Source organism: Aestuariivivens sediminicola (assembly GCF_022662015.1).
Taxonomy (GTDB): domain Bacteria; phylum Bacteroidota; class Bacteroidia; order Flavobacteriales; family Flavobacteriaceae; genus Aestuariivivens; species Aestuariivivens sediminicola.
In genome coordinates, this window is sequence record NZ_JAKMCM010000012.1 from 22,315 (window position 1) to 29,070 (window position 6,756).

General features: G+C 33.0%; 7 protein-coding genes. 5 read left to right on the plus strand and 2 right to left on the minus strand.

The window, feature by feature from the left end; genetic code table 11:
* Nucleotides 1-549 precede the first annotated feature (549 nt).
* From MR041_RS15350 to MR041_RS15370, 5 genes are all read left to right on the plus strand, one after another.
* Nucleotides 550-966: a carboxymuconolactone decarboxylase family protein gene (locus tag MR041_RS15350; RefSeq protein ID WP_242095138.1), complete on the plus strand. Its 417-nt coding sequence runs from the start codon at nucleotides 550-552 to the stop codon at nucleotides 964-966.
* Nucleotides 967-1,426: 460 nt separating this feature from the next.
* Nucleotides 1,427-2,686 (plus strand): 8-amino-7-oxononanoate synthase, encoded by a 1,260-nt coding sequence (gene bioF, locus MR041_RS15355; protein ID WP_242095139.1) that lies wholly within the window; start codon nucleotides 1,427-1,429, stop codon nucleotides 2,684-2,686.
* A complete protein-coding gene (locus MR041_RS15360) occupies nucleotides 2,679-3,506 on the plus strand; it encodes an SDR family oxidoreductase (RefSeq protein ID WP_242095140.1) in 828 nt (275 codons plus the stop codon). Before bioF ends, MR041_RS15360 begins: the two co-directional genes overlap by 8 nt.
* Complete coding sequence (locus MR041_RS15365) at nucleotides 3,506-4,201, plus strand: YwaF family protein (protein ID WP_242095141.1); 696 nt, start codon at nucleotides 3,506-3,508, stop codon at nucleotides 4,199-4,201. The genes MR041_RS15360 and MR041_RS15365 overlap by 1 nt, the downstream gene beginning before the upstream one ends.
* Nucleotides 4,202-4,209: 8 nt before the next feature.
* Nucleotides 4,210-5,322, plus strand: coding sequence for a sulfotransferase family protein (locus MR041_RS15370; RefSeq protein WP_242095142.1), 1,113 nt, complete (start codon nucleotides 4,210-4,212; stop codon nucleotides 5,320-5,322).
* 244 nt (nucleotides 5,323-5,566) lie between these two features.
* Here MR041_RS15370 and MR041_RS15375 read toward each other — a convergent pair whose 3' ends face one another.
* Together MR041_RS15375 and MR041_RS15685 are read right to left on the minus strand one after the other, a co-directional pair.
* Nucleotides 5,567-5,872 (minus strand): hypothetical protein, encoded by a 306-nt coding sequence (locus tag MR041_RS15375; protein ID WP_242095143.1) that lies wholly within the window; start codon nucleotides 5,870-5,872, stop codon nucleotides 5,567-5,569.
* Nucleotides 5,873-6,285: 413 nt separating this feature from the next.
* On the minus strand, nucleotides 6,286-6,594 hold the full coding sequence (locus tag MR041_RS15685) for a topoisomerase DNA-binding C4 zinc finger domain-containing protein (RefSeq protein ID WP_422613582.1): 309 nt from the start codon (nucleotides 6,592-6,594) through the stop codon (nucleotides 6,286-6,288).
* Nucleotides 6,595-6,756 lie beyond the last annotated feature (162 nt).

A 6,756-nucleotide genomic window follows, 5' to 3' on the forward strand; every position in this document is an offset into this window, starting at 1 on the left:
AAAGTATTTAAATCAACTGCTATGCAATCGACAAGACCTTTGTTGAGGTTGTCTATGATGCCAAACACAACGTCATAACAGAAGTAAGGAGTTTTAAATATGGGCATAGTCTGGATAAGTATGCTCCAAGACTTGATTAATCATTGATCCCCACACCCCTAAACAGCCAGGGTCATGTCATTGTATAGACCTTTGAAATTATCGATGCTTCAATTTAATTAGGACACATAAAAGGTGAAATAATGAGCATCAGTTAAGCCAATCTAAACTGTTATCCCTCATTGTGAATTTTTAGTATTGCGGTTAAATTATTAGAATAATTAATTCTTCAAACGCAGAATGAAGTTATAACTTCATAAGGTACAAAATTATTCATACTAATCATAGAACTTATTTCATGTCAGAGTTTCTATAAATTCATTAAATTTTCAGATTACCTTACTAAGTCTTTTACATTAAACTTAGCCGTCAATTCATGAGAACTCTAATGCTATCATTATTCTTTTTATGAGATGCATGACATTATAATTTAATTAAAATCAAACCATTATGAGAAATTTTCTAGTAATCTTAGTTCTTATTTCAAGTCTTTGTACTGGATTTGCCCAAGATGTCTTAACGCCCCAAGAAAAGGCAGAATTGCTCGCTAAAAGCCCGTTCAATTCTCTTTATCCCACCTCAGTTCTTAAAAGTGCTGATGAATTTTTTGATGCTATGGATGCTGTACTAAAAAATGGAGCAATTGAAGAAAAGGAGGCTCACTTGATTGCTTTAGGAACAGCTGCAGCAACCAAATGTAAATATTGCATACCCTATCATTTGGCTGAAGCCAAAAGGCTTGGGGCCACTGAGGAAGAAATCAAAACAGCTGTTTTAATCGCTTCCGATGTCCTGCGCATGAGTACATTGCTTTATGGTAATGATTATGATATGGCAGAATTCAGAAAGTTACTGAGTGGGAATTAACACTTATTGATGTCAAAAGGTGGCGCCTCAACACCTTTTAAATTTGTGAATAGTCTTAATAATTATGCTTCATGACTTGACACTATTTTTTTAGTTAATTGAATTGACCTGAACTAATATCACTTTTTTTAAATTTTTCCTACAACCGTTGAATTGATTGATTTTAAATTAAGTCCTGATTTATGCTTCATACATTAATTGGGACAGATAACTAGTAATTAAGGATTAATTTTATGATAATACTTAAATATTTCATGAACGCCCTAAAAGTATTATGTCTGGGAATTAGCATAGTCCTATTATAGTGTACTAGTGGTGAACTTTTGGATTAAGATGGCATTAATGGTGTGAAAAAAAAGAGCTTTGGTAATCCATAAAAACAGAGTAAAAGACAAACAAACTGTCAGTCATTAATTCAAAGCATATGCGGAGAAACTATTTTAACTAGAGGAGAATAAAAATGGAAATAGTCATTAAAACACTTGAATATTTAGATAACTTGAGATTGTACCCGAAAATTAAAACGGTCTCATCCCCTCCGAAACCTGTAGTAAGAATTGACGGTAGAAATTTACATATGTTCTGTTCTAATAACTATTTGAACCTAGCAACTCATCCCAGAGTAATTAAATCCAATGTTGAAGGAACTAAAAATTTTGGAACTGGAGCCGGTGGTTCAAGGTTAATTTCCGGATCAACAGATTTACATAAAGAGTTAGAAAAAGTGATTTCTGAATTAAAGAATTGTGAAGATTCACTTGTATTTTCATCTGGATATCTTGCAAACTTAGGTGTCATTTCGGCTATGGCTGCACCAGCTAGGTCTGTTGCAAAAGAATTAACGATGAACATGTTGTATTCATTAAAAAATGAGACCGTCATTTTCAATGATGAGTTGAATCACGCAAGTATAATAGATGCATGTAAAATTGCTAATGTAGCACATATCAGGTATAAACACGTTGATATGAATGATCTCAGGGAAAAGCTTAAAAAAAATAGAAATAAGAGAAAGATCATTATATCGGATGGTGTTTTTAGTATGGATGGGAATATAGCTCCTTTACCAGAGATAGTCGCACTTGCAGAAGAATTTCAAGCAATTACAATTATTGATGATGCACATGCAACAGGGATATTGGGCGAAAATGGTCGCGGAACGGCTGAATACTTTAATCTGAAAGGAAAGGTTGATTTGGAAATGGGCACTTTAAATAAAGTATTTGCAGGGGTGGGAGGTTTTGTCTCCGGTAACACAGATTTATGCCGTTTTCTTAGAGTTGCATCGAGATCCTATATCTTTTCTGCTGCTATGCCACCCGGAGTAGCTTCTGGTTTAATTACTGCCATTAAAATTTTTCGAGAAGAACCTGGTTTAAGGAATAGGCTTTTGAAAAATGTAGAATACTTTCAATCAGGTTTAAAAAAAATAGGCATTCATGTCAAATACTATCCAACTCCAATCATACCTATAATTATAGGTGATGAATCAATTGCCATGAGCATAGCAGAAGAATTATTCAAGAAGGGATTTTTTATCCCTGCAATACGTTGGCCTGCAGTGCCCAAAGGTAAGGCTAGACTTAGAATAACTGTTATGACAGAACACACGACGGAACAGATTGATGGCTTAATTACGGAATTAGAAGAATTATTAGAAAAATATGGTGTGAAAAATAATCCTGTTCATCTCAAAACCTTGATAACCCATAATGTCTAGTTCTCTTACTTCAAAAAAAGTAGTTCTCCTTACTGGTGCCTCTTCTGGAATTGGAAGAGTCACTGCTGAATTATTGGTAGAAAGGGGATACATAGTTTATGGTGTGAGTAGAAATAAGCCAAAGGAGTCATTCAATTTTAACTGGTTAGCCTTGGATGTCTCCGATATAAACTCTATTACAAAAGGAGTGTCTCAGATAATCAGTCAAGAGAAAAGTATAGATATCTTGATTAACAACGCCGGAATAAGTCTGATTGGTTCGGTGGAAAATTCAACGACGAATCAGATTAATACATTAATGAATTGCAATTTATTAGGTGTTATCTATTTGATACAACAGGTTCTCCCTTTAATGAAGAAACATCAAAGTGGGACAATAATAAACATTTCTTCCATTGGAGGCTTAATTGGATTACCTTTTCAGGGAATATATTGCGCATCTAAATTTGCGATGGAAGGACTATCTGAAAGTTTAAGGATGGAACTACATCAACTTGGTATTAAGGTAGTCTTAATAGAACCAGGAGATCTTCGTACCTCAATTACTAAAAATCGTCAAATTAATGCGATTGACAAACATGATCATTTATACCAACAACATTTTGCTCGAACAAAAAACACAATTGAAAAAGACGAATACGATGGGGGCTCTCCAGAAATAGTGGCCCGGCTGATCTGTAAAATTATTCACATGCGAAAACCAAAAGTTAGGTATACAGTTGGAAAACAAAGAAGTCAACTCATTGCTCCAATGCTTAAAAAGGTGCTGCCAAGTAGGGTATTTGAAAAATTCATAAGAGGATATTATTTTAATGGATAATGGACTATAATTATACAGTTGAAATCTTTAGTTTATTATGGTGGAAGGCTATTTCCTTAACAGCCTTACTAATAATATTGCCTATTGTAACTGGAGTTTTTCTTCAGGTCAAAGGGAGGAATTATCTTGCCTATGGAATAGGGAGTCTGTTACTGGCAACGGCCATTTTAATACATCCATACCTGTTGATGCATGATAGCTGGAATATTTCAACATCATTACCGTTGCAAATGTGTACAATGAGTGGGATATTGTCTGGTCTTGTATTATTTTGGCGAAAGCAATTGGTCTATGAAATATTGCTGTACTGGGGAATTTCAGGGGGACTTCAATCTATATTAACTCCAGAAATTATACATGGAGATGGGGCTTTGTTGTTACTCGAATTTTACATTGTTCATGGTGGATTAATATTATCAGCTTTATACCTGACTATAGTGTTAGGAATGAGACCTCGAAGGAATTCATGGCTTATTGTTTTTATTATTACTCAAATATTCATTATTCTGATATTTATTTTTAATTGTTTGATTAAGGCAAATTACTGGTTTTTAAATGAAAAGCCGTACGCCGATAATCCTTTGGTAGTAGGAGAATGGCCTTGGTATATTCTTGGAATGGATTTAGCAGCCCTAGTTCATTTTTTCTTGATTTATTTAACCTTCAAAATTACACGAAATATTAAAATGAGTTAAGTATTATAATGTCAACTCTTATCCAATTTATCAAATTAGTTGTAAAAGACGGTCTGAGTATCCGAAAGATTAGTCATTTAATTCATTATATTTTTCTAAGACTTACCTCCATCCCATTAAATCTGGTAGAATCTCTTATTTACAGTAGAAAAATTTCGAAACATCGAATAATTCACCCTCCAATCTTTATTTTAGGTCATTGGCGGACTGGTACCAGCTTTCTTCATCAACTATTAGTTCAAGACAAAAGATTCGGTTATCTTAATTACTACCAAGTAATTTTTTTTGGGTCTTTTTTATGGACAGAGCGTTTCCTAAAACCTATCTTTCAGTTTGTTGCAGTTACATTGAAATTGAAGGTACCATTTTTTAATAATGCCCCTTTCGATTGGGATCTTCCTTGTGAAGAAGACACAGCATTACTCAATAAAAGTGGAAATAATTCATCTTATTTGGCATACCTTTTTCCTAAACATGCAAAGTACTGGTTCAACAGGAATATGCTAATGGCCGATTTTTCTGAGGAACAAATAAATAATTGGTCAAGATGCTATCTGCATTTGCTCAAGAAGATTAGCTACAAGAACAGAGGGCGTCAATTACTGCTTAAAACTCCCCCTAATTTAGCAAGGGTTCCCTTACTCATTAAATTGTTCCCAAATGCGAAGTTCATTTTTATCGATAGACACCCAAAAGAAGTTTTTCGTTCACATCTCAAACTGTGGCAATCAAATATTGATCATTTCTCACTTCAATCTGTTGCTGAACATGAATTGCGAGATCTTATCTTGGGTACATATGATAAAATGATGGCAAAGTTTGAAAAAGATAAAGAAATTATACAATCATCTCACTTTATGGAAATTATTTACGATGGGTTGACGGAACATCCTGTTCAAATAATTAATACCATTTATTCAGAACTGAAATTATTGGATTTCGAACAACTTAGAGAAGTTTTCGAATCATACGTAGAAAGCAATAGTTCTTATAAGCCCTTTACTTATAATAGTCAGCTGCATCTGGAAAGTAATGAAAAGATAATTCTAAAATATTATGCTAAAAAATTTAATTATAAGAAAAAAAGAAAATTAAATCTAAAAATAGAACCAAAGATTTAAAGACAAGACAAAATCTGTCTTTGGTGCGACCCAAGTCTATTCTCCCATCAGAATGAAGAAGGAGATAATCCCCCAATACCCCAAAACAGCCAGAGTCATTTCAATGGTTTAATCATGCACACTAATTTTTTGAGAATTTGAGAATGATCGGTTGGATTTTTTTAGCACCACTTTCTAAGATTTTAAACCAAAAAATTCAATTTTTGTTGAAGACAGATATTTTATAATTAGATGTGTCCTGATTTTAAATACTGCAGAAAAGATTGATGGATGATTTCAGGTAACCATCTGTTAATTCTTCACTACCTGATAATGGATTTATTGAGATTGGAATACATTCTTCGGTAGAATTATCCTTAATTTCTTTAAGGCGTGTAAGCTCTTCTCCAGATATACTAATTTGATGTGGAATGTCATCACAACTTGTTGGATATAAAAACACGTAATATTTCCCATTGCATAAATCAATTTTAATTGGTTCTATATCAGGCATTGAACAATTCAAAGTAAAAAGAACAAATGGTATTAAAAAGATGTGTGTGTTTTTCATGGCTTTTGTTTTAAAAATTAATCTCTTAATTATTTAAAACGCTCCACATAAATAGTTAATCAAAAATAGCACTTGTCTATGTTTAACTATCCGATAAATGTCTTCATCGATAAATTGGGACTTATTTCATGAATATTAATTGGGGCAGAACATGCAAGAGGAATAGACCTCGTCATCCCTTTCAAGAAAAAGGTCTGATACACGAACGATAATTCCTCAGATAGGGTAAACCATTAGAAAATCCTAAAACGCTCTCATACCTCGATATGTCATGCTTAAATGAGACCTTATACCCCCAAACAGTAAGAGTCAAAACAAAAATATAAACACGCAATAAAGGTTCAAGATAAGTACAATAAGTATGGATAATTAGAAGCAATACACCATAGCTCGTATTGTATGTTTGGGGTTTGTCATTTTAAATTTATTGTGTTCGTGCAATCTGGGTAATTCGTGCAACCTAAAAAGTTCCCGTGCTTACTTTTTCTTTTTGTCATAAAACCACTTTTGCAACTTCGGCAAAGTATTGTTTTCTCTAAAATTTCCAAATTGTTAAATGTTTGATTACAAATTGGATAATGTGAACAACCTAAAAATTGATTGTTTTTAAATGAATTCTGTCTGACAACAAGATTTCCAGTTCGACAATATGGGCAATTAATTTTAATGATTTCATTTTTTGAGGTTAATAAAAAGTCATTGTCTATTATTAGCTCCTCCACGAAAAGAGAAACATCAGAAGGAATGAGTAGGACAACTGTATGTAGTCAAAGCATGTTTACCAGTTAGGCTTAAAATTAAGTTATTAGTTCATTTTTTGCAATAAATGATGTTTTCTTCTCTTCTTGATTGTTTTAATTTTAATTATCTCTCTTTGTTTTAAT